General features: G+C 43.4%; 23 protein-coding genes, 1 tRNA gene and 1 pseudogene. 11 read left to right on the plus strand and 14 right to left on the minus strand.

Going from position 1 to position 25,319, the window contains the following annotated elements; genetic code table 11:
* Nucleotides 1-60 precede the first annotated feature (60 nt).
* Both KNP94_RS10835 and KNP94_RS10840 read right to left on the minus strand, forming a co-directional pair.
* Nucleotides 61-1,347 (minus strand): murein hydrolase activator EnvC family protein, encoded by a 1,287-nt coding sequence (locus KNP94_RS10835; protein ID WP_215115633.1) that lies wholly within the window; start codon nt 1,345-1,347, stop codon nt 61-63.
* A 203-nt stretch (nt 1,348-1,550) separates the two neighbouring features.
* Complete coding sequence (locus KNP94_RS10840; protein ID WP_215115634.1) at nt 1,551-3,002, minus strand: murein hydrolase activator EnvC family protein; 1,452 nt, start codon at nt 3,000-3,002, stop codon at nt 1,551-1,553.
* Nucleotides 3,003-3,262: 260 nt separating this feature from the next.
* Here KNP94_RS10840 and KNP94_RS10845 point away from each other — a divergent pair, with 260 nt between their 5' ends.
* Nucleotides 3,263-3,670 (plus strand): VOC family protein, encoded by a 408-nt coding sequence (locus tag KNP94_RS10845; protein ID WP_029332666.1) that lies wholly within the window; start codon nt 3,263-3,265, stop codon nt 3,668-3,670.
* A 53-nt stretch (nt 3,671-3,723) separates the two neighbouring features.
* Here KNP94_RS10845 and KNP94_RS10850 read toward each other — a convergent pair whose 3' ends face one another.
* The 6 genes from KNP94_RS10850 to KNP94_RS10875 form a co-directional block, all read right to left on the minus strand.
* Nucleotides 3,724-4,236, minus strand: coding sequence for a type 1 glutamine amidotransferase domain-containing protein (locus tag KNP94_RS10850; protein WP_088836344.1), 513 nt, complete (start codon nt 4,234-4,236; stop codon nt 3,724-3,726).
* A gap of 24 nt (nt 4,237-4,260) precedes the next feature.
* A complete protein-coding gene (locus KNP94_RS10855; RefSeq protein ID WP_204251418.1) occupies nt 4,261-4,428 on the minus strand; it encodes a hypothetical protein in 168 nt (55 codons plus the stop codon).
* A gap of 30 nt (nt 4,429-4,458) precedes the next feature.
* The gene (locus KNP94_RS10860) at nt 4,459-4,899 is read right to left on the minus strand and encodes an organic hydroperoxide resistance protein (RefSeq protein ID WP_215115635.1); all 441 of its coding nucleotides are present in this window, start codon (nt 4,897-4,899) and stop codon (nt 4,459-4,461) included.
* Between the two features lie 140 nt (nt 4,900-5,039).
* Nucleotides 5,040-6,383 carry a hemolysin family protein gene (locus KNP94_RS10865; protein ID WP_088838425.1) on the minus strand — a complete coding sequence of 448 codons (1,344 nt, stop codon included), beginning with the start codon at nt 6,381-6,383 and terminating at the stop codon, nt 5,040-5,042.
* 182 nt (nt 6,384-6,565) lie between these two features.
* A complete protein-coding gene (locus KNP94_RS10870) occupies nt 6,566-7,048 on the minus strand; it encodes a DUF456 domain-containing protein (RefSeq protein WP_088836342.1) in 483 nt (160 codons plus the stop codon).
* A gap of 61 nt (nt 7,049-7,109) precedes the next feature.
* Nucleotides 7,110-8,315, minus strand: coding sequence for a DUF2254 domain-containing protein (locus tag KNP94_RS10875; RefSeq protein WP_215115636.1), 1,206 nt, complete (start codon nt 8,313-8,315; stop codon nt 7,110-7,112).
* Between the two features lie 193 nt (nt 8,316-8,508).
* Here KNP94_RS10875 and KNP94_RS10880 point away from each other — a divergent pair, with 193 nt between their 5' ends.
* Together KNP94_RS10880 and KNP94_RS10885 are read left to right on the plus strand one after the other, a co-directional pair.
* Nucleotides 8,509-9,993 carry an aldehyde dehydrogenase family protein gene (locus KNP94_RS10880; protein WP_215115637.1) on the plus strand — a complete coding sequence of 495 codons (1,485 nt, stop codon included), beginning with the start codon at nt 8,509-8,511 and terminating at the stop codon, nt 9,991-9,993.
* 63 nt (nt 9,994-10,056) lie between these two features.
* Entirely contained in the window at nt 10,057-10,446 is a 390-nt protein-coding gene (locus KNP94_RS10885) for a tautomerase family protein (RefSeq protein WP_088836339.1), read from the plus strand.
* Nucleotides 10,447-10,560: 114 nt separating this feature from the next.
* Here the strand turns inward: KNP94_RS10885 and yidD are convergent, their stop codons facing one another.
* Nucleotides 10,561-10,845, minus strand: a complete 285-nt coding sequence (gene yidD, locus KNP94_RS10890) for a membrane protein insertion efficiency factor YidD (protein WP_088836338.1) — start codon at nt 10,843-10,845, stop codon at nt 10,561-10,563.
* A gap of 101 nt (nt 10,846-10,946) precedes the next feature.
* On the opposite strand from yidD, the pseudogene KNP94_RS10895 reads away from it, so the two are divergent.
* From KNP94_RS10895 to KNP94_RS10910, 4 genes and pseudogenes are all read left to right on the plus strand, one after another.
* Nucleotides 10,947-11,889: pseudogene (locus KNP94_RS10895) on the plus strand (quinone oxidoreductase family protein).
* 200 nt (nt 11,890-12,089) lie between these two features.
* Complete coding sequence (locus KNP94_RS10900) at nt 12,090-14,447, plus strand: YhgE/Pip domain-containing protein (protein ID WP_215115638.1); 2,358 nt, start codon at nt 12,090-12,092, stop codon at nt 14,445-14,447.
* Nucleotides 14,434-14,994, plus strand: a complete 561-nt coding sequence (locus KNP94_RS10905) for a TetR/AcrR family transcriptional regulator (RefSeq protein WP_215115639.1) — start codon at nt 14,434-14,436, stop codon at nt 14,992-14,994. The genes KNP94_RS10900 and KNP94_RS10905 overlap by 14 nt, the downstream gene beginning before the upstream one ends.
* Before the next feature lie 271 nt (nt 14,995-15,265).
* Entirely contained in the window at nt 15,266-15,544 is a 279-nt protein-coding gene (locus KNP94_RS10910) for a hypothetical protein (RefSeq protein WP_215115640.1), read from the plus strand.
* 49 nt (nt 15,545-15,593) lie between these two features.
* On the opposite strand, the gene KNP94_RS10915 is transcribed toward KNP94_RS10910, so the two are convergent.
* Nucleotides 15,594-16,328, minus strand: coding sequence for a metallophosphoesterase family protein (locus tag KNP94_RS10915; RefSeq protein WP_215115641.1), 735 nt, complete (start codon nt 16,326-16,328; stop codon nt 15,594-15,596).
* A 359-nt stretch (nt 16,329-16,687) separates the two neighbouring features.
* Between KNP94_RS10915 and KNP94_RS10920 the strand changes: the two genes are divergently transcribed.
* A complete protein-coding gene (locus KNP94_RS10920; protein WP_088838424.1) occupies nt 16,688-17,686 on the plus strand; it encodes a PTS sugar transporter subunit IIC in 999 nt (332 codons plus the stop codon).
* An 88-nt stretch (nt 17,687-17,774) separates the two neighbouring features.
* On the opposite strand, the gene KNP94_RS10925 is transcribed toward KNP94_RS10920, so the two are convergent.
* A tRNA-Val gene (locus KNP94_RS10925) sits at nt 17,775-17,847 on the minus strand.
* Between the two features lie 166 nt (nt 17,848-18,013).
* Between KNP94_RS10925 and KNP94_RS10930 the strand changes: the two genes are divergently transcribed.
* On the plus strand, nt 18,014-21,121 hold the full coding sequence (locus KNP94_RS10930; protein WP_214766707.1) for an efflux RND transporter permease subunit: 3,108 nt from the start codon (nt 18,014-18,016) through the stop codon (nt 21,119-21,121).
* 154 nt (nt 21,122-21,275) lie between these two features.
* On the opposite strand, the gene KNP94_RS10935 is transcribed toward KNP94_RS10930, so the two are convergent.
* The gene (locus KNP94_RS10935) at nt 21,276-21,752 is read right to left on the minus strand and encodes a DUF456 domain-containing protein (RefSeq protein ID WP_088836332.1); all 477 of its coding nucleotides are present in this window, start codon (nt 21,750-21,752) and stop codon (nt 21,276-21,278) included.
* Nucleotides 21,753-21,942: 190 nt separating this feature from the next.
* Between KNP94_RS10935 and KNP94_RS10940 the strand changes: the two genes are divergently transcribed.
* Together KNP94_RS10940 and KNP94_RS10945 are read left to right on the plus strand one after the other, a co-directional pair.
* Nucleotides 21,943-22,488, plus strand: coding sequence for a methyltransferase family protein (locus KNP94_RS10940; protein WP_088836331.1), 546 nt, complete (start codon nt 21,943-21,945; stop codon nt 22,486-22,488).
* 22 nt (nt 22,489-22,510) lie between these two features.
* A complete protein-coding gene (locus KNP94_RS10945; RefSeq protein ID WP_088836330.1) occupies nt 22,511-24,001 on the plus strand; it encodes a phytoene desaturase family protein in 1,491 nt (496 codons plus the stop codon).
* A 66-nt stretch (nt 24,002-24,067) separates the two neighbouring features.
* Here the strand turns inward: KNP94_RS10945 and KNP94_RS10950 are convergent, their stop codons facing one another.
* Both KNP94_RS10950 and KNP94_RS10955 read right to left on the minus strand, forming a co-directional pair.
* Nucleotides 24,068-24,619, minus strand: coding sequence for a histidine phosphatase family protein (locus tag KNP94_RS10950; RefSeq protein WP_214802496.1), 552 nt, complete (start codon nt 24,617-24,619; stop codon nt 24,068-24,070).
* Between the two features lie 11 nt (nt 24,620-24,630).
* Nucleotides 24,631-25,314, minus strand: coding sequence for a response regulator transcription factor (locus KNP94_RS10955; RefSeq protein ID WP_215115642.1), 684 nt, complete (start codon nt 25,312-25,314; stop codon nt 24,631-24,633).
* Nucleotides 25,315-25,319 lie beyond the last annotated feature (5 nt).

Consider the following 25,319-nt stretch of genomic DNA (forward strand, 5'->3'; position numbering starts at 1 on the left):
ATTTAAATTTCTCTTTCACTGTAGCATAGCGCCATAAAAAAAACGAGCCGAAGCTCGTTTTTATAAGTATGCTAATGGATTAACTGTGTTAGCTGGTCCTGTCGCACTGTATTGGTAACCACCAATATGCAATTCAAAATGAAGATGTGCGCCCGTCGAGTTTCCCGTATTTCCGAGCGTACCGATTTGTTGCCCTTGCGAGACCGTTTGTCCAGCATGAACTGATAATGAATTCATATGCGCGTAAACTGTTGTATACACTTTCCCATTCAAGAAATGTGAAATCATCACGTGATTTCCGTACGGTCCACCGCTTCCTGCTGTGATGACCGTTCCTGAAGCTGCTGCGACGATTGATGATCCGACTGACCCTCTAAAGTCGACACCATTATGGAAAGTATACCCATTCGCACCACTCGCTGGTCCGAATCCTTGTGAAACACTTCCTGACGCAGGGCGAACGAACTGCGCCGAACCACTCGGAACACTAGCGACTGGCGTAGCACTTACGACCTTCTTAGACGTCCCGGCGTTATTTTTTTCCGCCGCCTCCGCCGCCTTTTCCGCTGCCGCTTTTTCAGCTGCTGCCTTTTCCGCTGCTGCTTTAGCTGCTGCCTTTGCTGCTGCCTTTGCTGCCGCAATCGCACGTTCTTGCGCTTCTAATGTCGCTTGAAGTTCTTTCGCATTCAGAAGTTTTGTCGTAAATTTTGTTTTACCTTGACGTAATTTTTTTAAGGTTGCACTACGTGCTTTCATTTGCTGGTTGAGTTCCTTTTTTTGAACCAAAAGGGCTTCTTTTTCTTTCACTCGCTCTTCCTTTTTATCCACAAGCGTCGCTTTAGCATCAGCTAATTTTTTTTGCGTTTCAAGGTAAGCAGAAATCATCTTGTCATCTTGTTCAGCAATTTTTTTCCCTGCCATCACACGACTAAAGAGATCGCCAAGATCTTTCGAACCAAAAATGACTTCTTCCCATTTAATCGAATTCCCATCATTTTCTTGAAGCACACGAAGGCGGTCTCCTAACAGCTCTTCCTGGCGTTTTAACATTTCTTCATAATGGATAATGTCTGCCTCAAGCTCTTCAATTCGTTCATTCAACTGACGAATCTGTTTATTTTTTTCTGAGACACGAAAAATATTTTCATTGATTGCTGCATCAATCGCATTGATTTGACGTTGCTCTTTTGAAATTTTAGATTCTTGTTTTTTGATTGATTTTTCTAGTTTACGTTGTTCAGCTGCATTATCTGCTTTCTTTTCTTTGATTGTAGCCGCTTGAGTGATTGGGGTGTTCGTCAATAATAACGTCCCTAATAGTACGGTAGAAAATAACTTTTTTAGCATATGTGAGTTCCTCGCTTATGTATGAATTCGATTTTTGAAGTCCTGTTCCGTAGTGAAACTATCTGAAATTGATTATAGCACCGTAATAGTTTCAGAAAAATTTCATTTACATTTCAAATGAAAACGTTATTTTGTAATATAACAACTAATTATTCAAACTGTATAAAAAAGAACCTCTACAATGTAGAGGTTCTTTTACGATTTTATAACATTGACATAGGATTAACACTATTTGCAGGGCCTGTTCCGCTGTAGATATACCCACCGACATGAATTTCGAAGTGTAGGTGTGGTCCAGTCGAGTTACCCGTGCTACCAAGTGCACCGATTTGTTGTCCCTGGCTGACACGTTGTCCTGCACGCGCATTCAATGAACTCATGTGCGCGTAAACCGTCGTATACGTTTTTCCGTTCAATTGGTGAGCAATCATGATGTGATTTCCGTAAGGACCACTACTAGAAGCCGTAATGACAGTTCCTGTTGCTGCTGCGACAATTGGTGTTCCAACCGGTGCACCAAAGTCGATTCCATTATGGAATCCATACCCATTTTCACCACTTGCTGAGCCGTATCCTTGTGTAGTCGCACCACTTGTCGGATGAATGAACAATGCTGAAGATGCAGCTGGAGCCGGAGCTGGATTCGGTGCTACTGGTGCTGGTTTTGGTGTTACAGGCGCTGGTGTCGGCGTTGATTGTTTTGTTGAATTCGTTGTTGCTTTTTGACGCGCTGCTTGTTTTGCAGCTTGCTCGGCTGCCGCTTTTTCTGCTGCAGCTTGCTCAACTGCTGCCTTTTCTGCCGCTGCCTGATCGGCTGCTGCTTGTGCTGCTTGAGCTTCAGCACGGGCTTTTGCTTCTCGTGCTTCTTGTGCTTTGCGCTCTTTTTCAATCCGTGCTTCACGTTCACGTGCCGCTTTTTCTGCCGCGATTGCTTTTTCTTGCGCAATCAAGATTTGTTGAACTTCTTTCGCGTCCATCAACTGTGTCTCAAATTTCTTTTTTTGCTTCTTAAGTTCTTTAATGCGTTTGTTTCGTTCACTGATTTGTTGTTCGAGCTCTGCCTGTTGACGCTTTAATTCTTTTTTCTCTGTCACAAGCTTTGCTTTTTTATCTTTAAGTTCTGCTTGGGCATTCGCTAATTTCTTTTGCGTGTTCTGGTAATCCGTAATCATCTTATCATCTTGTTGTGAGATGGATTTCCCCGCTAGCACACGGCTGACGAGATCTCCGACATCTTTCGAACCAAAGATGACTTCTTCCCATTTAATCGAATTACCATCATTTTCTTGCATGACACGTAAACGATCGCCGAGCAATTCTTCTTGACGTTTCAGCTTGGCTTTATATTTTTCGATTTGCTTACCGAGTTCAACGATTTCAGCTTCTGTCGCCTTGATTTGACGATCTTTTGCTTCGACGGCAAACATTTTTTCATTCAATGCTTCGTCTAAACGATTCACTTCTTGTTGTGTCTTCGAAATTTTCTCACCTTCGTGATTCACAGAAGACTCAAGCTTTTTTTGTGTATTTTGGTTTTCTTGTTGCTTTTGTTCGTTTTTAGCTTTTTGTTCACTTAAATCATCTGCTGATGCAAAATAAGGAGTTGATGAAAGGACAAGTGCGGAAACGATGAGCGACGTAAACGTTTTTTTCATGTAGTATTCCCTCTTTTTCTCTATAATTTTATTGTAGTCAAAAGTATGCTTTATTTAAATTTCATTTTAATGTTTAAATTTTATAAGAACGTTTTTGATTATAGCATTCATTTTGCCTCTATTATATTTCAGTGAGATTTCATTTTGTATAAGTTTATTGGTTAATTATGTAATACGATGAAGCTCCTTTAGTGAAAATACCTGCGCGTTGCACCTTGAGGGAAGTTTTGGCACACTAGTGGTGTAAGGGAGGAATTATAGTGAAACTTGATCATACTGGAATTGCCGTCCGTGATATGCAAGAAGCCATTACTTTTTATACAACAATTTTAGGAGGGAAATTAGTCCGTGAATATTCAAACCCCGCTCCAGGCGTGGCATCGAATATCGCTGTCATTGAATTTGAAGATGCACACATTGAACTACTGACACCAACAAGCGCTGACAGCCCAATCGCTCGTTTCTTAAAACAACGTGGTAAAGGGGTACATCACATCGCTTACCGCGTTGACGATTTAGATCAAGCGATTCTCGATGCAAAAGAACAGGGACTTACGTTCCTCGAAGATACGTACCGGTCAACGCCTTTTGGCCGTCGTTTGATTTACATGAATCCGAGGCATTCACATGGGGTCATCACTGAGCTTTGCGATTACCCAAACGCTTAACGCAAAAACAAATCCCCTACACGACCTGTGAAGGGGATTTGTTTTGCATGAACTTATGCGAGCTTCGCTAACATTTCACGGTTGAACGCCGGAATATCATCTGGTTGACGACTCGAGACGAAGTTATCATCGACGACGACTTCAGTATCTTCGAAATCAACCCCAGCATTTTCCAAATCGATTCGGATTGATTTATACCCTGTCATCTTGCGCCCCTTAACAATTTTAGCGTTAATCATTAATTGTGGACCATGACAAATCGCGAAGACTGGTTTCTTCGACATATCGAACTCTTCTACGAAAGAGACAAAACGTTCGTCTTCACGTAATAAATCTGGTGAAAATCCACCCGGAATCAACAGCGCATCATAGTCTGCCGGTGATGTTTGATCAATCGTGACATCAACAGAGACTTTTGCATCTTCTTGTTTACCAACGAGTTCTGCACCTTTTTCTGAACCGATGACTGTCACTTCATGACCTGCCCCTTTTAATGCGTCGACTGGTCCTGTGAACTCGACATCTTCGAAATGGTCCGCGAGTACGACTGCTACTTTTTTACCCATTAAAATCATCCCCCAATGTCTATATTACTTATCTTGTCCACGATCGCGAGGTGAAATCGGATCATCCGGCATAGCGTTCTTTCCTTCAAGAATTTCCTCTTGTTGCTCGGATGACAGTTTGCGTTCTTGTTCAGTTAAACGCTCTCGCTCATCTTCTAACTTTTCGTTTGGACGGTCAGTTTCTTTTGGCATACTGATTCCTCCCGTAAAAAAGAATAGTTTTTATTCGCTTAATGCTTCTACCACTTTTACCGATAGATCAACATCAATATTCCCGCGTGTCGCTTTAGAGTACGGGCAGAAACCGTGCGCTTTTTCAAGTAATTCTTCTGCTTCGTCTTGCGAGACGCCGACGACTTCTACAACAAGTTTAGCTGCGATTTTAACGCCGTTATCTGCTTCGTCTTGTAAAAGACTCACTTCCGAGTTCGTCCGTGTTTCGACACGTTTTTTTGCTTGGCGTGCCATTAAGTTATATGCACCATCGAAACATGCCGCGTATCCTGCTGCGAATAGTTGCTCTGGGTTTGATGTCGGAATATCTTCTTTACCTTTTGTACCAGGCATTACTAAATCTAAATTAATGACGTTATCGTCAGAAGAGACTTTTCCATCACGGCCCCCTACTGCCGCCGCGCGTGAAGTAAGAATTGTTTTAGTCATGAAATAGAACCCCTTTTCCTCTGGTTTGAGTAACTTTTTTTGCCACATAAACAGTAATACCACTGACTGCCCGAGTATAAACAAATTCTCTACGCCTTTTATCAAGAAAAAAAACAAGGTCACCCTGTGGGCGCCTTGTTTTACATAATTTCTTCTTCAGTTGGTGTAGTGGATTCTTTTTCAGGGAGTTGTAGATAAATCGATTTTACTTGGTGATTATCGACTTCCATCACTTTGACCGTATAGTCTTCATAACGGAACTCTTGACCGCTCGACACTTCCGTATCTTGCGCCATCACCCAACCGCCGATTGTATCGATATCTTCTTCCTCGATTCCGAGGTTAAACCGTTCGTTCAAGTCATCGATTAGGACACGTCCAGAAATTCGATACAGTCGCTCATGAATTTGTTCGATGTCGGCCTTCTCATCTTTATCGAATTCATCACGAATCTCACCGACAATTTCTTCTAGTATGTCTTCCATCGTGATGACGCCGGCAGTACCACCATACTCATCGATGACTAACGCCATTGGTGTTCGTTCGACTTGCATTTTCAACATCGCATCTTGTAAAGGAGAATACTCTGAAACAATCGGCAAATTATGCACGTAATAACTTAACGCCTTCCCTTTATTCGCCATATGATCGGTGAACAGTTGCTTCGCATTGATGAAACCGAGGATTTTATCCTTGTCCCCTTCCTCTGCAACCGGATAGCGTGTGAATTGATATTCTTCGACAAGTGCGATGATTTCATCCATCGACGCATCATTGGAGATGGTAATCAAATCTGTTCGCGGCAACATGATGTCTTTTGCGATCCGTTCGTCAAAAGAAAAAATGTTCTGCATGTAAGACAGTTCAGTCTGGTTGATTTCACCACTCTTATAACTTTGTGTCATGATGATTTTAATCTCTTCTTCCGAGTGTGCTTCTTCATGCCCTGCCGGCTCTACACCGAACAAGCGCAAAAAGACTCGTGCTGATCCATTTAAAATCCAGATGAACGGCTTCATCACTTGACCAAACCAATAAAGGGGTGGTGCAAGCAACATCGTAATCGCTTCTGTTTTTTGGATTGCTAACGATTTTGGTGCTAATTCACCTAACACAACATGAAGGAATGTGACGATTGAAAAGGCTAAGACAAACGAAACAATCGTAGAAATTGAATCGGGTAACGCAATCTCTACGAAGAGCATTTCCAGGATTGCACCTACTGTCGACTCTCCTAGCCACCCTAGACCAAGTGCTGTCACCGTAATCCCTAATTGACACGCTGATAAATAATAATCGAGGTTTTCCAATAATTTTTTGGCGATGACCGCTGTTTTATTGCCCTCTGTAATCAATTGATCGATTCGAGACATCCGCATTTTCACGACCGAGAACTCTGCCGCTACAAAAAATGCTGTCAAAACAATTAATAATCCAATAATGAGAAGCCTGATAATAATCGTTGTTGTGTCGAATGTCTCCATTGCATGTGTACTGTCCAATCGTTTCCCCAAGAGAAGGGGATTCACCTCCATTTAATTAAGCTCAGCTTGAGCTTTTGCGTAAAAAAGAAGCTTTTATAAAAATAAGCTTCTCCTCTTTTTCATATTCATACTATAACGGAACTTACACTAAATGTGTACTTGAAGCAACCTTTGCTTTTAGGTCAAACAATGTACAACATAAAGACGACAATCATTAAGAGCATGGCAATCCCTTTTAATAATGCACTTGATAAAATGCCTAAAACCGTTCCGATACCAATCGCCATTGATTCATTCCACGTCTTTTTACTGATGATTTTTTCTGTTAAGATTGCGAAAACAAACGGGAAAATCAACAGACCCACACCAGGAATAATGAACGGTCCTGCAATCAATCCGACTGTCGTTGCAATTTTAGCCGCACGTGACCCACCACGCCGATCGACTGTGTAAGAACTTACTAAATAGTCAAGCGTGAATAATAAAATGATAAATACCGACTGAATGAGCCAAAAACTAATCGTTAACTCGGTAAACCCGAAACCAAATCCATATATCAAAAAACCGATGATGAGTAACGGTGCACTTGGAATGATTGGATAAACAAGTCCTACAAAACTAGCTATGAAACAGACCGCAATCAGAATCCAAAGTAAAATCGTCATACATATCTCCCACTTTCTTTGTTCTCTCCTCCTAATTTACGTACAAGACACGAATTAAGTTTCAAGCAAGCGCTTTTTCTAAGACCTTTTCTAGATGCACACGATCCCAGTCATTCAGAGAAGACCAATCCAATTCTGAACAAACAAACGGGATAAACGTCTGAATTGTTGCCCGATGTTCGGACAAAGCATTTCGTTTCGCGCTCTCGAGTGACTCTAGCATCGTTGCAAGCACAGAAATATCTTCTTGTCCGTAGTGTCGCAGTTGATAAAACGTCTCGTATAGTAATTCCGAGAAAGTAACGCGTTTAACGATGACAGAGCCTTCGCCGCCGATTAACAGACTGCCATCCGGAAGCATCGCAAAATTGCGTAGCAGGTCACCGATTTGTCGAAGCGCGTGTCGCGCCGTATTCGGGTCGTTAATCCCCGGAGAAATTGCGCGTAAACCGACTTCAGATAACTTTTGGATGACAAACGTAAAATCTTGCACGGAAGAACGTGTTGGTCCAATGATGATTCCGGATTCCACACCTTCTTCGTTTGCAGTACCAATCGCTTGTCCTTTTGTCACGTAACTCCCAATCGTGACATCGACTTGAATATTCATTCCTTCTTTCGCCAATGCACTGTAATCAAGCAATTGCAAGTAACCAGACTCTGATGCGACGATTGGATATTGTAGCGAATCATAACCATCAGAAATAAAATGATGTTTTTCCGCTTTCAAATTATCAATTTGTTCCTCGATTAATTGACTGCCTTCCCGGTGCAAACGATCCAGTAATGTCGTCACACGAATCGATTGGCTAACGATATGGATGAAAGCAACGAAAGCAATGATTGAAATTAAGACGACGAGAACAGCAACGGCAGAAGCAACGACACTTCCTCGTAAAGAAGGACGAACGAAAAACAACATCGTAATCGAATACGTAACTGCCCCGATAAAGATTCCGAAAATATGTTGAACTTGTCGATTTTCGATGAAGTTCGGTAATGTTCGTGGTGAGAACTGTGATGAATAGGTCGTCAAGACGACTAAGATCGTCGAGAAGGTAAACGTCATCATCGTCAACAAACCAGCGAAGACAGAACTATGAATCGTTCTTCCTAAATCGAGCGTTGTTTTCCAATCGTCCGGAAAGTAGTTTTTTAAATATAAATCAGTCGCGAGGACACATGCCGTCAACAAGGCACCACCTACCCCATATAACAAGGGCCACCACCAGTTTGTCTCTTGATAAATCAGCTTCAATCGCTTCATCAACCCAACTCCATTCTTGATATATTGCTATATTTTTTAATTCCTGTTTCTTCATTTAGTGAAACCTTTATCATTCTTCTTTTTCAATAAAAGCTGAGTCACTTTATTTTGTGAAAGTGTCAGATTGTGTTTTACTTCTTTTCATAACGTGAATAACTTAATTGTTATCAAAAAGAATTGGAGATGAAAAGTCATGCAACAGACAAACGAGAACGTTCTGAAAACTGATTTCACAAAAATCTTCATCGATGGTCAGTGGCGCAAAGGCGCAAGTGACAGCAACATGGAAAATACGAATCCTTTCACAGGGGAAACACTATTTGAAATTTCAGCTGCAAACAATGACGATTTGGACGAAGCTTATCAAGCAGCGAAAATCGCTCAAAAAGAGTGGGCAAAAACACCGGCTCTTAAACGCCAAGGATTGATTGAACAGTTCTTGAAAGTCATGTACGAAGAAAAAGAAACCATCATCGATTGGTTAATTAAAGAATCAGGTAGTACACGAATTAAAGCTGAAGGTGAATTCCTTGCTTCCGTTTTAATCGTTAAAGAAGCAGCAACGTTCCCACTTCGGATGCATGGTGAAATTCGCCCATCTGTCGTACCAGGCAAAGAAAATCGCATCTACCGCAAAGCACTCGGCGTTATCGGCGTCATCAGCCCTTGGAACTTCCCGTTCCACTTAGCGGTCCGCTCGATCGCAACGGCAATCGCAATCGGGAATGCAGTCGTCGTCAAACCAGCGACTGATACACCCGTCTCAGGTGGGTTAATCTTCGCAAGCCTGTTTGAAAAAGCCGGTCTTCCAAAAGGTGTCTTGAACGTCATCGTCGGTCGCGGTTCTGAAATCGGCGATTCAATCGTTGAACACCCAGTTCCACGTTTAATCTCATTCACAGGTTCTACTGAAGTTGGTCGCCATATCGGTGAACTTGCTGGGAAACACCTGAAGAAAACTGCATTGGAACTCGGTGGTAACAATGTCTTCGTCGTTCTTGACGATGCTGATCTCGATCGTGCCGTCGAATCTGCTGTCTACAGCAAATTCTACCACCAAGGTCAGATTTGTATGTCAACGAACCGAATTCTTGTCGCAGATTCGATTCACGATGAATTCGTTGAAAAATACATTGCTCGTGTTAAAGAACTACAGTTCGGCGATCCATCAAAAGACCGTACACAAGTCGGTCCATTGATTAATCAATCACAAGTCGATCGTATTATGGAAGATATCGAAAAAACAAAAGCTGCAGGTGCTACAGTTCGTGTCGGTGGTGAAGCAAACGGGAATGTCATCGCACCAACGGTCGTGACTGGTGTAACGAACGATATGCCACTCGCTAAAAACGAAATCTTCGGACCTGTCGCAGTCATCATCCCGTTTAAAGATGACGAACATGCGCTTGAACTCGCAAACTCACTTCCATATGGTTTAAGCGGTGCCGTTCATGGTTCTTCAATCGAACGCGCGACTGAATTTGCGCTTCAAGTTGAAACAGGAATGATTCACATCAATGATCAGTCGGTCAACGATGAACCACATATGCCGTTCGGTGGCGAAAAAGACTCAGGTCTTGGTCGTTTCAACGGTGAATGGGTACTCGAAGAGTTCTCAACGGTTCAATGGGTATCTGTCATGCACGAACGTCGCCAATACAAACCATTCTTCGAATAAAATAAAAAAAATGCGGGCATTGCCCGCATTTTTTTTACATACTATTTAAAAGGAGTGTTACTAATGCCACTATTACGTTTTGATGTGATTGAAGGACGAAATGAAGAAGAGTTAAAGGTGCTCCTCGATACAGCGCATGATGCGATGGTCGAAGCTTTTGATGTACCGGAACGCGATCGTTACCAAATCGTTCACACGCATAAAGAACACGAGATGATTATTCAAGATACAGGACTCGGTTTCGAACGGACACGAAACCTTGTTTTGATTAGTGTCACGAGTAAATCGCGGACACAGGAGAAAAAACAAAAACTCTATCGCTTACTCGCGGAACGACTTGAAGCAAACTGCGGTCTCGCACCAAGTGACTTGATGGTGTCAATTGTTGAAAACGATGCCGCTGACTGGAGTTTCGGAATGGGCGAGGCACAATTCTTAACCGGAAAGTTGTAAATTCCAAATACCTTATTTCATCAAAAAAGCCCTAATTCCTAAAAGGAAATTAGGTCTTTTTACTTGTATGAATCATCCATCTCAACCGTTCGCATGTAAAATCAGAGACCGCTCTCAATCAACCGTTTCTTCATCATTCTCTCGTTCTTTTGGATTCTCTCGCTGCAGCGGTGCTTTCCAACTAAACGTTTCCGGAACAAAGTCGAGTCCACCCGGGTGGAACGGTTGGCAACGTAACAGGCGACGTGTCGTCAAGTATCCACCTTTCATGGCACCATGCTGTTCAATCGCTTCTTTTCCGTAATGCGAGCACGTCGGATAAAAGCGACATGTCGCCGGCTTCATCGGAGAAATCACTTTTTGATAGAAATGAATGCCACCAAGCATAACTTTTTTCATAATACTTCACCCTCTTTTTTTCATTTTAACGCATTCCTGCACTTATATCAGTTTAGATGATCTATAGTTAAATCCATTACTACTAAAAGGATGTGTTTCAGATGAAAGCTCTTACGTTCAGTTCATTCGGAGATTCCTCCGTCCTCACATATCAAGAAGCTCCAACTCCCGTTATTCAATCTCATGAGGTTTTAATCGAAATGAAGGCAATCGGTCTTAATTTCGCTGACATCTATCGCAGAAAAGGTAATTATCACTTAGAAGGAGCCGCTCCCTACATTTTAGGATATGAGGGTGCTGGTATCATCACTCAGATCGGGGAAGACGTTTCCGGACTTAACGTCGGTCAGCGTGTTGCCTTTGCCGATGTACCGAATGCGAACGCAGAACAGGTTGCCGCTCCCTGACGAGATTTCCTTTGAAGTCGGTGCTTCCCTGCTCCTACAAGGATTGACAGCCCATTACCTGACACGTGACAGCTACGCGATTCAACCACGCGATCTTGTTTTGATTCACGCAGCAGCTGGAGGTGTCGGACAACTGCTGACTCAAATCGTTCATTCGCATGGAGCCGTTCCAATCGGGCTGACCTCTTCCGAAGAAAAAGCACTCATCGCAAAAGAAAATGGTTGCGAAGAAGTTTTTCTTTATTCGGACGACTGGGTTGAGCAAATTCTGACAGTAACGAATAATCGTGGTTTCGATGTCGTCTATGAATCCATTGGTACAACATTAATGAACAGTTTTGACGTCACAAAAGTAAGAGGAACCGTCGTGTTTTACGGAATGGCCGGTGGAGATCCCGTCGCAGTCGACCCCCGCTTTTTAATGGATACATCAAAAACACTTACAGGCGGTGATTTGTGGAATGTTCTCACATCACGTGAAGAGCGGATTCGACGGGCGGGTGAGCTGTTCAGTTGGGTGATTTCAAATCAGCTCCATGTATCTGATCCAACTTCATTCCCACTCGCTGAGGGAGCACGTGCCCATGATTATCTTGAGAGTCGAAAAAGTACAGGCAAAATCCTCTTGATTCCTTAAAGACGCTCGTTTTTTGAAGCACGTCTCATTTTTTCCTACATTAAATACTATCTCTTTTAAAATCAATCACAATCAGTCATTACAAAATAGTAAAGATTTGATTAAATGAATTGCTTTCTATTCTGAAAGAGAGTAAAGTAAATCTCATCAAAACCGAAAACTCAAATAAGTTTTAAGTTTTCAAAAGGGGATTTATATTCATGTTTCGCTCAGAATGGAAAAAATTAAAAAGCCCGATGATGGTGATTGTCATCTTGGCAATCATTCTTGTTCCCTTTCTTTACAATTCCATTTTCCTATCTGCATTCTGGGACCCGTACGGTCAGACAGAAGAGATTAAAGTGGCCATCGTAAATGAAGACAAGACGATCAAGTATGAAGGTGAAAAAATTGATATCGGGGATCAATTCATCAAAAAATTAAAAAAGAACGATGACTTTGATTGGCAGTTTCTTTCAAGTAAAGAAGCCGAAAAACAGTTACGTTCCGGGGATATCTATATGACGGTCGTCATTCCAAAAAACTTTTCAAAGAATGCGACAACTTTACTCGATGAACATCCTAAAAAAATTGAACTCGAGTATTACTTGAACCCTGCTAAGAACTACTCAGGGACACAGATTTCAAGTAATGCCGCTAAACAGTTAAATGAAAAAATTCGAAAATCCGTAACGAAGCAATATAGTAGCGCCATCTTTGGAGCGCTAAAAAAAATTGCGCAAGGTCTTGAAGATGCCTCAGAAGGTTCGTCGAAGCTTGAAGATGGTGCCAACAAAACGACAGACGGTGCCAAAACGCTTACGACGAATCTCGGCAAACTGACAGATGGTACAAACGACTTGTCAACGAACTTAGCAAAGGCAGCGGATGGTTCGTCTCAACTCTCGACAGGTCTCAACACACTTAACGATGGTGCTCAGACGCTCGCTGAGAAATCTGGTGAGTTATCGAGTGGTCTGAACCAGCTGGATGACAATAGCGGTAAACTCATTAAAGGATCAACTGACCTGCAAGCTGGTTCTACTCAACTTCGTCAAGGTCTTGAATCGGCTTCTGCCGGATCAACTCAACTGCGTCAAGGTATTGAGAGTGCTTCTGCTGGTGCATCAGAGTTAGATAGCAATCTTCCGAAATTCAATGCCGGACTCAATCAACTGAATGAAAAAGCACAGGAAGTGGATGCGACGATTACAAACTTGAACAGTGCCGCTGCAGCTTTAAAACAAGATTTAAGTGCTCGGCGTGAAGCAATTGAAGCTAACGTCGCAACAATCAAGGGGGTCATTTCTTCTTCTGAGAATTTATCGGAAGAAGAAAAACGTACGTTACTTGAATCGATTGCGACGATGGAACAAAATGTTCAGAGTCTCGCGCAACAAGAAACGGCTCTCGATGCTAGTCTTGCCGCTGCCAACGATGCGACAGATAAAATTAATCAGTTAGCAGTCGGTGGACAAAACATCGCATCCGCCGTCTCGCAACTTGACGGTGGTCTAGTAAAATTACTTTCAGGTGCAAAAGACTTGGAGCAAGGTCAAAACAAACTGCTTTCAGGTGCAAAAGACTTAGAGCAAGGTCAAACTGATTTTAATCAAGGATTAACGACGTATACAGATGGTGTTCATAAAGCAGCTGACGGTAGTACACAGTTAACTGCCGGTGCTCAAAAAATTGCGACCGGGACAAACGATGCCAGTACGGCAATGGGAAGTTTGAACTCAGGACTCGGTCAACTGACAGACGGTGCGGTAGCACTTTCATCTGGGGCCGGTCAATTGACAGATGGTGCTTCGCGCTTAGCAGATGGTAACTCTAAACTGGCTGACGGAGCAAAAACACTCACTGATGAACTCGGTAAAGGTGCAAAAGACGCAACAGTCAAACCATCAAACGATCGTGACAACATGCTCGCTGAGCCTGTCGTATTAAAAGAACATGACTACTCGACCGTTAGCAACTACGGTTCCGGACTGTCTGCTTATATCTTAAGTATCGCGTTATTCGCTGGTGCGTTGATGTTCTCTTCGGTCTACCAGATTCGTCCAGCACACGGAGAGACGTTATCATGGCGCTTCCTCGTCGGTAAACTTTCTTTGATTTTACCAATCGGTGCATTGCAAGGGGTTGCCGCCGCGACCGCTATCGTTTACGTCCTCGATTCGACTGTCGCGAGTGTCCCTGCCCTCTATGGCTTCGCCGCCTTGACCGGGATGACGTTCATTACCTTGCTATTCGCTTTGACGATGTTATTTGGCCGCGTTGGACAATTCGCAGCGTTCCTGCTATTACTCCTTCAAATCGGTGGTAGTGGCGGTACGTTCCCAGTCGAAATGACACCAAGCTTCTTCCAGTATATTCACCCGTTCCTACCGATGACGTATTCAGTCAGTGGGTTCCGTGAAGCACTTGGACTCGGTGTCACAGATGCTCTTGCTTCTAACAGTCTAGTCCTTGGATTGATTCTAGTCGGAGCGCTAGTCCTTGTCTTCGTAGGTGCTTTAAGCGCTAAACGTGTTTTGCTTTCGACGAAAGCGAGAAAATCACATGACGCAGCATGAAAAAGAACAAGTCATCCTAAACGCGGCAATGAATTGTTTCTCTGAACTCGGTTATAAAGGAACGACGATTGAACGAGTTGCAAAGCGGGCCCATGTTGGAAAACCAACTGTTTATCAGCTGTTCGAAAGTAAGCTTGATTTGTTTGAATCTCTTGTAACCTTCGTGTTACAAGAGATGCGAACGGAAGCTGAGAATGCTTACGTCGAAGGTGCAAGCGTGGAAGCCAATAAACAGGCGATGATCGATGCAATCGTTAATCATCAGCAGCAACATTTATTCATCTTAAAAATTACAGAAGAGACGCACAACTTAAAACTACAAGAGATGCAAGAGTTACGGACCCGCATTGAAAAACATGTTGTTGACTATATTAAAAACTTACTCGAAACACGCCTCGAGCTAGATGTCAGTTCCTCTGGAATCCCGATTGATGTAACAGCGTTTCTACTGTTTCGAACGTATATCGCTTTGATTGCCGAATGGCCATTGATCGGCGATGAGCTTGACCTAAAAATCATCAGTCAAGCCATGCTCAAGCTACTGTAACCAAAAAGAATGACTTCTCCTGTTAAGGAAGAGTCATTCTTTTTTGTCTAGTACCGCTTTCTTACTGGCATGCCGTTTGACTAAATGGTATGTCTTTTTCATCGTCCTGAACAAGAAAACATTTTGATACAGCTTCTTCACCCACTCCCACCTATTCTTGTCTCTCTTCGTTTGATTCGAAATGAATCAATGATTTCCTTTTACAGAACCCCTTTATTTTGAGTTTAATCGTATACTTAAACTATCTTGCTTGAATGGAGTGTTACCCTGTATGCAATCGTATATGCTTCTCCCGCTTTATCTCTTGGTTCTGCTTGTCTACGTCATCATTTCACTGATTGATATGTGGAAATCCTATACGGCAAGCAGCAACTCGTCGGACTTTCTGTTTTTCATCTTGACGCTAGTCGCACTGTTTGCAGGCTTTCTGCTTGCCCCGATCCTGTCACTAATCTTTCATTGGAAACGCAACCGCCTCAAACGAAATATCGGGCTCGTCCTCTTCTTCATCCTCATCATTGCGTACATCGTAAGATTTTTTATTTCGTAAGTCAAAGCGGCGTCGTCTTTCTCGGCGCCCTCTCTTTTATCTATCGACTTCAACTTCTTCCCCCTAAAAACAATTTCCGTAACAACTCTTTTGACGGCATGTCTGACGCATTAAATGATTCGAGGTACGCCGCGTCATCATACGGTACATCCATAAATTCTACGTCCCAGTTCTCACTATCTCCTGACACGACCGCAAATGGTGCGATTGCCTCCGGTTGGCACCCTAACGCTCCCGGATTCACATATGTCGTTCCGTTTACTTGAACGAACTGTCGCGGATGGTGATGCCCAAAACAAATCAGGGTGGCACTCGTATCAGCAAATAACTGCGGAAGTGTTTCTTTATTACCATCAACCGTCGGACGAAGCGGTTCTTCTCCAATCATTGCCCGCACGTCCCGATAGGCATAATGCGTGAACAGGATACGCCGTGATTCAACTACTTTTGAGATGGTCCGCGGCAGTCGCCCTAAAAAAACTCGATTTTCTGCCGTTAATTGATTCGCAACCCAACTGTGATGTGCTTTCGCATGAAGATAACTGTCCGGATACCGTTCCCCATTCAATAATGACAAGACATTTTCATCATGGTTTCCACTGATTGTCCGAATTTTTCTATCACTTCGAATCAAGTCAATCACTTCATTCGTCTCGGCACCGATTCCGACCAAATCACCGAGGCAATAAATCGTCTCAATATCTGGATCTTGATTGATTGTGTCAAGGACTGCTTTTAACGCTGACGCATTGCCGTGAATATCTGTAATAAGTGCAAATTTCATGTAACCGCCTCCATTCCAGGTTTACTAACGTTTCTTCTTCCTTTCCTCTTTTAAGCTGAAAGTGAACTGAAAAATAAATTGTCAGAAAATATTGATTATTCATTTAATGCATGTTAGGCTTAGAAAAATTCAAGCGAGAGGAGCACGACACGATGTACCTTCCACAAATTGCGGGCCGACTGATTATTCTATGCACGAGGGACTGAAAACTTTTCCGAGATTTTCCGGAATCGATTTTTGGGCCCTCCTTTCGATGCATCGAATGAGGCGCCCGCACTATTCATGGCGCCTATCCAGTTAACGGATAGGTTTTTTTAATGGAAAAATAGAGAGGATGAAGAAGAGTGAAGGATTATGCGATGGATCGAATGGTAAAGGTATCAGCCGGGATGGCGAATGCAGTGCTCGTTACACTTGGCGTGGGCTTATTGATTGAGACGTTCGGAAACTTATTACATATCGAAGTGTTACTGACGATTGGCGGCATCGCAAAAGTTTTACTTGCCCCGGCGCTCGGTGCCGGCATCGCCTATCAACTTGGTGGTAATACGCTCGTTCTCTTCAGCGCAATGATTGCGGCAACAATCGGTGGTGCTGCCCTCCAGCCGACTGAAGCCGGTCTCGTCTTAATTCCCGGTCAACCGATCAGTGCGTTGATTGCTGCAGCCGTCGCTGTTTATGTCGGAAAACGAATGACAGGCAAAACGAAGTTCGACATGATGGTGATTCCAATGTGTGCCGTACTTGCAGGAGGCATCACTGGTCTTGGTGCTGCTGCCGTAACGACACCCTTACTTACAAAATTCAGTGCAATGGTCACATCTTCTGTCGAAACATCGCCAATCGCGACTTCACTCGTCATCGCACTCATCTTTAGCGTAATTTTAATGTCTCCTGCTTCATCTGCAGCACTCGCCATTGCGCTTCAGCTTGATCCCGTCGCAAGTGCCGCTGCGCTTATCGGCTGTTCCGCACAATTCGTCGGTTTTACTTTGATGGCCTATCGCCAAACCGATCCCGGCGGTTTGATTGCCTCGTTCTTCGTGACACCAAAAGTTCAGTTTCCGAATATCGTCAAGAATCCGCGAATTGTAGCCGCACCGTTTTTAGCAGCTATGATCTCAGCGCCGGTCGCAACACTCGTGTTGTCATTAAAAGTTCCATATGAGTTAGCTGGACTTGGATTGAACTCGATGATTGCGCCACTCAATATTTTCGTCAATCAAGGGTTTAACGCGTTCGCCGTCTTCGTTGTTACAGGCATTCTCTTACCCGGCGTCCTCACATTCGTCTTCTACCGGGCGACAACATTGTTCGGTTGGACAAAAGTTGGCGATCTCCACCTTGAAATCCAATAAAGTATAAGCTATTCCCGTTCAATTAAGGGAATAGCTTTTTTAACGACAAAAAAAACTCGCTCATCAAAAGATGAACGAGTTTTCGGTATGATTCTGACTGGGCTCGAACCAGCGACCTCTACCCTGTCAAGGTAGCGCTCTCCCAGCTGAGCTACAGAATCATGATATCGTGTTGCTGGGTATGTCTTTATTATATCAGCATATCGAAAAGTGTAAAGTGTTTTTTCTAACTTTTTCATAAAAATTAAACCGTTTTAAAGTTGCAGCCCTTTAAACCGTCGTCTAGTATGTAATTAAGCACATACAAAAATAAAGGAGGGACATCTTTTGAACTTTTTAACACGTTTTAGCTTAAAAAACTCTGTCGCTGTATTTATCATCGCTATTCTTTTAGTGTTAGGCGGGGTCTATTCATTTACCCAACTCAAGGTCGACCAGTTTCCTGAAATCGAATTCCCGCAAATTTCAGTTGAAGCCGTTTATCCTGGTGCATCCCCTGAGGATGTCGATCAACAAGTCGTCTCAAAACTCGAAACCGCTCTCAAAGGGATTGAGGGATCAACAAAAATTTCGAGTTCTGCGTACGAAAGCATCGGGATTATCAATATTGAATTCCCGTTTGATACCGACATGGACCAAGTCGAGCAACAAATCGATGCGGCGATCCAGGATGCAAACTTACCTGAAGAAGCAAGTACTAAATTAAACCGCTTCTCCTTTGGTTCGTTCCCCATCTATAATATCTCCTTCTTTAGCAAAGACGGAGAAGACATTGAATCACTATTAAAAGATCAAATTGAGCCAGAATTGAACAAAATCCCAGGTATCAACAGCGTTTCGGTCGGTGGTTACAAAGATGACCTCGTCCAAATTACCGTTGATAAAAAGAAGGCAACAGCAGCCGGTCTGTCGCTCTCAAGTATTAAAGATCAAATCAATGCCAAATACGTCTCCTTCCCATCTGGACAACTTGCGGAAGGTGATTCCAAGATTCCAATTCGTGTCGAAGAAAAACTTGAAAATCTCGACAAAATCAAAAATCTACAATTAACATCGTCCATCGGTACCGCAGCTGCTCCAACAGAACCATCTACTGGTGCTACCGGAGGAACAGGTGCACCAACTGAAGCAACTGGTCAGGAGGCACCTCAAGAACCAGCAGAACCGATTCGTTTAAAAGATATTGCGGACATTGAATCTGTCTCAAAACAGAGCGAAAAAACGCGTTATAACTTAAAAGATTCACTCTCGATGGCAATCACAAAAAAACAAGATGCCAACACGGTAGAAATTGCCGATCAAGTCACAAAAATTCTCAACAAATATGAGGATCAAATCGATTATACAATCGGGATTGATTCAGCAAAAGATATCGAAGAGTCCGTTTCGACACTCGTCAAAGAAGGACTTCTCGGTGCTCTATTCGCGTCGATTGCCGTACTTCTGTTCTTACGTAATATTCGTGCGACCATCATCGCAATCGTCTCGATTCCACTTTCACTATTGATTGCTGCGATCTTCTTGAACTGGCAGGACATTTCACTGAACATCATGACCCTTGGTGGGATGGCTGTAGCAGTCGGTCGGGTCGTCGATGACAGTATCGTCGTCATCGAGAATATTTTCCGAAGGGTCCGCAAGTCAGAACAAGGGATGACTAATGAAGTCATCGAACAGTCGACGAAGGAAATCTTAAAAGCGATTACTTCATCGACATTAACGACCGTTGTCGTGTTCTTACCCATCGGATTCGTTGGTGGAATTACTGGTAAGTTCTTCTTACCATTCGCTTTAACCATCATCTTCTCGCTACTCGCTTCATTGCTCGTCGCGATTACGATTGTTCCGATTTTAGCGAAGTTTGCATTCAAAAAGGTTCCGGCGGAAGAAAAAGAAGGCGTCCTCCAACGCTGGTACGGGACATTGATTGAAAAATCATTATCCCATAAAGCGATTATCTTGATTGTCTCTTTCTTACTCCTCGGTGGATCACTCGCCATCGTACCGCAACTTGGCTTTACGTTTATTCCGAATGAAGCTTCTAAAACATTGACAGCATCGCTTGAGCTTCCGGCTGCGACATCACTTGAAAAAACAAGTGACGTCTCACTGAAGATGGAAGAGATGTTTGACGATGAAGAAGCGATTGACGATGTGACGACGTCTGTCGGAGCGCGTGACTTCACGACAGGTCTTCGTCTCGATAATAAGGCAAGTTACTTCCTTAACTTAAAAGCAGATGCTGATGTCGAAAAAACAATCAAGTCACTTGAATCACAAATGGATGAGATTGCAGCCGCAGACGATGTTGATGCTAAAATCAGCATCGCCGAACTTTCGACTGGTGGTCCTCCTTCGAACAATAACGTGGACATCGATTTATTCTCGAATGATCTCGAAGCGCTCCAAACAGCAGCAAAATTAGTCGAAGACAATATGAAAGAAAACAGTGATTTAAAATATGTTACAAATAACTTTAGTGAAAAACAAAAGCAATTCCTCGTTGAAATTGATACAGAGAAAGCAAGCGACCTCGGTCTCTCTGGTTTCCAAATTCTCGGTACCGTCAATGACCAAACGAAACCGGTCACGGTCGGCACGTTGACACTCGACGATAAGGAACAAGACGTTCAATTGTCTTATGCAAAAGAGTTAACATCACGTGAAGATCTTGAAGATGTTCAATTGTTCTCAGCGACAGGTCCTGTTCCTTTAAAAGATGTCGCTACAGTCAAAGCGGTCGATACGTTCACATCGGTTCAGAAACTCGATGGAAAAGTCTACGCACGTGTCTCAGGACAAGTGAAAGGCGATAACGTCCAAACGGTTTCGAGTGACGTTAAAGCAGATGTCGAGAAAATTGAGTTACCCGATGGTGTATCTCTCACCAGTGGTGGCGGTAATGATGATACGGTCGAAATCTTCCAGTCACTCGGAATCGCAATCGTCGTTGCGATTGGTCTCGTCTACTTGACGATGCTGATTACGTTCGGCAAGGCGCGTATCCCATTCATCATCTTGTCATCGCTCATTTTCGTACCAATCGGTTCACTCGTCACACTCTTCTTAGCGAACGAACCATTGTCCGTCAGTGTCATGATCGGATTCTTAATGTTGATCGGTATTGTAACGACGAACGCAATCGTTCTCGTCGATCGTATCGGACAAAATGTCACCCGTGGATTACCAATTCGTGAATCGCTCATCGAAGCTGGTAAAACACGTCTCCGTCCAATCTTGATGACGGCATTCGCAACAATTATGGCGCTCGTTCCACTTGCTCTGACGACTTCGTCCGGAACGCTGATTTCAAAAGGTCTTGCGTTGACGGTTATCGGTGGTTTAACGACTTCAACACTCTTAACGTTAATCATCGTACCTGTCGTCTATGAGTTATTCTTCTTCAAAAAGATCAAAAAAGAACGTAAAGCGTAACGAAAAACCCTTCTCGCCTGTGCGAGAAGGGTTTTTTAGTGTGTACAGATAACAATACGAATCCTCTTCCTTTTCCGTTGCCTTCCTCGAGTGAAGCGGTCTTGCCGGTAGAAAGCGAGTGGAAGAAAGCACGGCACTTTGTCTCGTCACTTCTTTATTTTTCAAGGTATTCATCTGTCCGTTCAATCGTTCCGTTATGTTTTGCGACTAGGCCATCCAAAACTGATGGTTCAAATTCCTCACCAATCGCGATCACTCCTGTCTTCCCAGGTGGTATGACCCCTAACGTCCGTTTAAACGTCTCTTGAATCGCTTGGTTTTCTTTCAATTCTTTTGATCCACCAATCAGCATACCAGTCATCGAACCGAGGAGAATCCCGAACGGACCACCCAGTATACCTACGGCCATCCCAATCAATGAACCTTTAAACGCTTTATTCGAACCACTTAAATCAACGGCATCCTCAAACGAAAATGCTCCATTCTCGCTTCGTTTAATGATTGCGACTTGCTCAAAATCCACTTGCCCGTTCGCATGATACTTCTTCAGTTCACTGAACACTTGATACGATGTTGATTCTTCTTCAAACGTTAACGTAATGATATGATGCTTTTCATCTTTTTTAGCCACAGCTTCCACCTCTTTCATACCAGACGGACCGATACAACTGAACGACGAAACATACATCAAGTATTTACCATTTTTATATCCATATGAAACCTTTTAGCAGACTTTAGACGATTGAAATTCTATAACTTTGGGTAAAATAACATGTACGTGCTTTTTCTAAATAATGAATCATGTAAGGGGCGAATCTGTGATGTCAATTTTAGATTATGCCTTCATCCTCGTATCACTGTTTTGGCTACTCGAATTGTTTCTCTTTCGAAATCGTCAAAAAGAATCATCTCCATACGCAGAACAACGTAGTTTCTACTTAATTTTCATAACGTTGTCTCTCACAATTATTTTCTCGTTGCTATTCAGTCGAACAGACGAAAGTCTCCCTCGACAAATTATCGGACTAGGTTGTTTAGGAGGCGGAGTCTTTTTACGTTACTGGGGCATTCTCCACCTAAAGAACCAATTTACGCGGCACGTTACGGTAAATACGGGTGACCGTCTTGTCAGTACGGGACCGTATCGGACATTACGCCACCCACTTTATACTGGACTATTGTTTATCACGATCGGTTTCCCGTTATTTTTTGCTAATTGGATCGTTACGATTGTTGCCGGTCTTGTGATGTTCTTTATGTTGCGCCACCGGATTCGAATTGAAGAAACGTTACTCACAGCCGGTTTTGGTCCAGCTTATACGCAATGGGCGACGACACGAAAACGTTTGATTCCTTTCATTTATTAAATTCTAAGGAGAAGTGATTCTATTGAAAAAACAAGCAGTGGTTGTCGGAGCAGGTTTAGCAGGAATGTCAGCAGCGATCCGTCTCGCGGGAGACGGTTATGCCGTCACGATGCTCGAGCAGAACGGCAATGTCGGTGGGAAGTTGAATCAACGAAGCGGGAAAGGATTTACGTTTGATACAGGTCCTTCTATCTTAACGATGCCTTGGGTCCTCGAACAACTTTTCTCAAGCGTGCATCGTCGCCTCGAAGACTACTTAGAAATTGAACGGATCGAACCTCAATGGCGGACGTTTTTCGAAGACGGGACAGAACTCGACGTCAAAGGTGACTTACCTGGCATGCTCGATGAATTTAAAAAAGTTTCGGATCAAGCCGATTTTGTTGAACTCTTCGGTTACTCTAAAAAAATGTATGACCTGTGTTTAGATAGCTTTTATAAATATAGTCTTGAAGACTTAAAAGATTTAAAGAAATACCATACGATGTCCGAGTTACTTAAGATGGATCCGTTGAATACAGTTGCGAGTGGAACAAAAAAACATTTGAATAACAAACATCTCGAGCAATTGTTTAATTACATGGTGATGTATGTCGGTTCCAATCCATACGAAGCACCTGCCGTCTTCAACCAAATGATTTATGTCCAAATGGGAATTGGCATCTATTACGTCAAAGGCGGTATGTACAAGATTGCTGAAGCGATGCAAGCATTGCTTGACGAATTGCGTGTCACTGTTCACGTCAACACGCCGGTCGAACGTGTCGTCGTCGAAGGAAAACGCGCAGTCGGTGTCGAGGCAAAAGACGGTACGTTTTACCCGGCTGATGTCGTCGTCTCGAATCTCGAAGTCATTCCGACTTATCAAAACCTTGTTCCGGACAAAAAAGCAGGCAAACAAGCGAAAAAGTTAAATGATTCGTTTGTTCCTTCTGTGTCTGGTCTCGTCTTGTTACTCGGAGTCAACCGTGAATACGAATCATTAAAACATCATAATTTCTTCTTCTCGGAAAATCCAGAACGCGAATTTGCACAAATGTTCAAGGATGGTGTACCACCTGAAGATCCAACGATTTATGTTGGTGTCTCGTCGAAATCTGACGCTTCACAGGCACCGGAAGGAAAAGACAATCTATTCGTTTTGACGCACGTTCCTCCCCTTACGAAAAACCCCGCTGGTAAAACGGATTGGGATGCGTATCGCGAAGTCGTCCTCGACAAACTTGAACGGATGGGACTAGACGGTTTACGCGATTCGATTGAATTCGAATATCGTTTTACACCGGAAGACTTACAATCACTCTATGGACCGAATGGCGGTTCGATTTACGGTGTCGCTGCAGATCGGAAAAAGAACGGCGGCTTTAAAATCCCTTCGAAAAGTGACCTGTACGAGGGACTTTACTTCGTCGGTGGTTCGACGCACCCAGGTGGCGGTGTGCCGATGGTCACATTGTCCGGCCAACTGACGGCAGACTTGATTAAGAAACATGAAGGCGCCGTCAACGTTTAAGTATGACCCTATACAAAAGAGGCAGTGATTTCCGGTACGTACACGGAAGTCACTGCCTCTTTTAGTTCACCTTGTGACTTGCCGACTTCCGCTATAGCATTCCCCTTCAAAGTCGAGTCGGTACACGGCTGGCATCGGTAACGTTTGCCAAAAGGCATAGTCATACTGCGCATCAAAATGCTGCATCAATAAGGCCATGATGTTTCCATGTGTTCCGATGACAAGCACCTCTTTTTGATGTGTCCGCAGTAACTCGATCGTACTCGCAACGACACGTTCTGTCGCCACTTGATTCGACTCACCACCGTACGGATTATCATCCGGATGTTCCCAAACGACACGGACTGCTTCTTGAAAATCAGCCAAGGCCCCCGGAGCGAGCACTCGCTCCGCGAAATTTGACTGTTCCTTAACAGCGAGCCCCCGATTTGCTGCTAAAGGTTGAACTGTTTCACGTGCTCGCCTGTATGGACTCGTATACACATGATCTACTGCAATATTTTGAAACACTGAAACTAATGCTTCGGCATCTTGCTTTCCTTTCGCCGATAACGGACGATTTCGTTCATCGGTTGAATACGTTGAATGCGCATGGCGCACAAGATAGATAGTCGTCATGATATTCCCCCTTATGTTGACCAATCCGGGGAATCAGTTAACCGATAACCGATTCCCCGAACCGTCTCTAAATACCGATCAATCGGAAATTCCGCGTCACGTAATTTTTCTCGGACATGTCGAATATGCGAATCGACGGTTCGAGGTTCAAGCATGTTTTCATAACCCCAAACAGATTCCAATAAACGTTCCCGCGAAAGGATCGTGTTCTTGGCATGTAGGAGTTTTCCGAGTAACTGAAATTCTTTTTTCGTAAGTGAAATTCGCTGCCCCTCGTATTCACAGCGATAGGCAGCAGAATTATACTGAAGACCATGAAAATTAATTTCTCCATTTCGAGACTTCCCGATTAACAATTCGATTCGAGCAAGCAACTCTCCTTCTTGAATCGGTTTTGAAACATAGTCATCTGCGCCGACTTCGTGACCACGCAAAACATCTTCTCGTTGATTTCGGGCTGTCACCATAATGATTGGAAAATCAGCGAACTGCCGGATAGTTTGACATAATTTCCAACCGTCGACTTCGGGCATCATGACATCTAGTAATGCTAAGTCAATCGGAACCGTTTGAACGAGTTGTAAGGCTTTTTCTGCTGATTCAGCTAAAAAACAGGTGTGTCCATAGGGCTTTAAATATAACTGAAGCAACTGCCGCATACGTGCTTCATCATCCACGATCAATATCCGTGCCATCTTTG

The organism is Exiguobacterium sp. s80 (assembly GCF_018618725.1).
GTDB lineage: Bacteria > Bacillota > Bacilli > Exiguobacteriales > Exiguobacteriaceae > Exiguobacterium_A > Exiguobacterium_A oxidotolerans.

What these genes read in the sequence shown, in the direction of transcription:
- KNP94_RS10835 (WP_215115633.1), bottom strand. Translation starts at nt 1,347, where the DNA reads ATGCTAAAAAAGTTATTTTCTACCGTACTATTAGGGACGTTATTATTG.
- KNP94_RS10840 (WP_215115634.1), bottom strand. Translation starts at nt 3,002, where the DNA reads ATGAAAAAAACGTTTACGTCGCTCATCGTTTCCGCACTTGTCCTTTCA.
- KNP94_RS10850 (WP_088836344.1), bottom strand. Translation starts at nt 4,236, where the DNA reads ATGGGTAAAAAAGTAGCAGTCGTACTCGCGGACCATTTCGAAGATGTC.
- KNP94_RS10855 (WP_204251418.1), bottom strand. Translation starts at nt 4,428, where the DNA reads ATGCCAAAAGAAACTGACCGTCCAAACGAAAAGTTAGAAGATGAGCGA.
- KNP94_RS10860 (WP_215115635.1), bottom strand. Translation starts at nt 4,899, where the DNA reads ATGACTAAAACAATTCTTACTTCACGCGCGGCGGCAGTAGGGGGCCGT.
- KNP94_RS10865 (WP_088838425.1), bottom strand. Translation starts at nt 6,383, where the DNA reads ATGGAGACATTCGACACAACAACGATTATTATCAGGCTTCTCATTATT.
- KNP94_RS10870 (WP_088836342.1), bottom strand. Translation starts at nt 7,048, where the DNA reads ATGACGATTTTACTTTGGATTCTGATTGCGGTCTGTTTCATAGCTAGT.
- KNP94_RS10875 (WP_215115636.1), bottom strand. Translation starts at nt 8,315, where the DNA reads ATGAAGCGATTGAAGCTGATTTATCAAGAGACAAACTGGTGGTGGCCC.
- KNP94_RS10880 (WP_215115637.1), top strand. Translation starts at nt 8,509, where the DNA reads ATGCAACAGACAAACGAGAACGTTCTGAAAACTGATTTCACAAAAATC.
- KNP94_RS10885 (WP_088836339.1), top strand. Translation starts at nt 10,057, where the DNA reads ATGCCACTATTACGTTTTGATGTGATTGAAGGACGAAATGAAGAAGAG.
- yidD (WP_088836338.1), bottom strand. Translation starts at nt 10,845, where the DNA reads ATGAAAAAAGTTATGCTTGGTGGCATTCATTTCTATCAAAAAGTGATT.
- KNP94_RS10900 (WP_215115638.1), top strand. Translation starts at nt 12,090, where the DNA reads ATGTTTCGCTCAGAATGGAAAAAATTAAAAAGCCCGATGATGGTGATT.
- KNP94_RS10905 (WP_215115639.1), top strand. Translation starts at nt 14,434, where the DNA reads ATGACGCAGCATGAAAAAGAACAAGTCATCCTAAACGCGGCAATGAAT.
- KNP94_RS10910 (WP_215115640.1), top strand. Translation starts at nt 15,266, where the DNA reads ATGCAATCGTATATGCTTCTCCCGCTTTATCTCTTGGTTCTGCTTGTC.
- KNP94_RS10915 (WP_215115641.1), bottom strand. Translation starts at nt 16,328, where the DNA reads ATGAAATTTGCACTTATTACAGATATTCACGGCAATGCGTCAGCGTTA.
- KNP94_RS10920 (WP_088838424.1), top strand. Translation starts at nt 16,688, where the DNA reads ATGGATCGAATGGTAAAGGTATCAGCCGGGATGGCGAATGCAGTGCTC.
- KNP94_RS10940 (WP_088836331.1), top strand. Translation starts at nt 21,943, where the DNA reads ATGTCAATTTTAGATTATGCCTTCATCCTCGTATCACTGTTTTGGCTA.
- KNP94_RS10950 (WP_214802496.1), bottom strand. Translation starts at nt 24,619, where the DNA reads ATGACGACTATCTATCTTGTGCGCCATGCGCATTCAACGTATTCAACC.
- KNP94_RS10955 (WP_215115642.1), bottom strand. Translation starts at nt 25,314, where the DNA reads ATGGCACGGATATTGATCGTGGATGATGAAGCACGTATGCGGCAGTTG.